We start from the raw sequence: 1,338 nt of genomic DNA, 5'->3' as shown, positions 1-1,338 counted from the left end.
GGCCAGGCGTTCGTCGGCACCGGCGAGCGCCTGCTCGATCTCACGGGCGTGGACGGCGAGTTCCTGGCCGGTCTGGCGGGCACGGTCGGCGACGCGCTGCTCGGTGGCGGCGAATGCGCCGACAATGGTGTCGGCATGTTCGCCGATGGTCGAGGTGCTGCTGGCGATGCGCGACACCAAACGGTTGTCGGCGTCGTCGAAGATGCGGGCAATTTCAGACGCCCGCGACGACAGCGCCTCCGAACCTTCGGCAATGCGCGAGATCAGATGCTGGTCGGCGGCGTCGAAGATGCGGCCGAGATCCGAAGCGCGGGCGGCCAGCGCTTCGGCCGATTCGGTGATGCGCATGCTGAGGCGCTCGTCCGCGCCCTCGAAGTTGCGCAGGATGTCGCCGGCGCGGGCTGCGAGCGACTGCGCCGTTTCGACCGCGCGGGCGACCAGTTTCTGATCGGCGGCGTCGAAGGTGCCGGCGATCTCGCCGGCGCGGGCGGCGAGCTTGTCGGCGGTTTCCTCGGCACGGGCCATGAGCGCGTTGGACGCGTCATCGGCGCGGGCCATCAGCATACTCGAGGTGTCCTGCGCGCGCTCGTGCAGGCGGCGGTCGGCCTGCTCGAAGGCGTTGGCAATCTCTTCGGCCCGGGCGAGCAGCGCAGCCGAAGTCTGTTCGGCGCGTTCGGCGATCTTGCGATCGGCGTCGCTGAAGGCGGCGCCCGCCTGCTCGTGTAGCGTGCTGGTGATTTCCATCACCTTGTCGCGCAGCGCGCCGGCAACGAAGACGGCGGTCTTTTCGAGGACGCCGCGGACATTGTCGACGCCGGCCGAAAGCGCACGCTCCATGGTGCCGGCGCGTTCTTCGATGATGCCGGTCTGGCGGCTGAAGGCCTGCTCGATCTTCTCGACATCGGCAGCGATCGCCGCCGAGATGTCGCTGCTCTTGGCCGCGATCTGGTCGATATGGCCGGACACCGAACGGTCGACGTCCTTGCGCGCTTCGGCGAGCTTGACGAGGTCATCTTCCAGCGCGCGGGCCAGCATGTCGCGGCCTTCGGACAGCTTGCCGATGTGACCGGCGATGACGCCGTCGATCTCCGAGCGGCTCTCCGCCAGCTTCTGCAGATCGGATTCAAGCGCCCGCTTGAGGATGTCGCGACCCTCGGCGAGCTTTTCCACCTGGCCGGAGACCAGCCCGTCGATGCCGGCGCGGCTCTCGGCGAGCTTGGCCAGGTCGGCCTCGAGGGCGCGCGTGAGGACATCGCGGCCTTCCGCGAGCTTGTCCACCTGGGCGGCGACGAGGCCGTCGATCGAGGCGCGGCTTTCGGCGAGCTTGGCGAGGTCCGC

At 69.1% G+C, this 1,338-nt stretch carries 1 pseudogene; it reads right to left on the bottom strand.

What is annotated here, in order from left to right:
* Positions 1–1,338, bottom strand: a pseudogene (locus EOA60_RS33210) (kinesin); the annotation flags it as partial.

The sequence above is a fragment of the Mesorhizobium sp. M1A.F.Ca.IN.020.06.1.1 genome, from assembly GCF_004023265.1.
Lineage (GTDB): Bacteria > Pseudomonadota > Alphaproteobacteria > Rhizobiales > Rhizobiaceae > Mesorhizobium.
The sequence above is the reverse complement of the archived record's forward strand: the minus strand, read 5'-3'. Positions and strand labels throughout refer to the sequence as shown.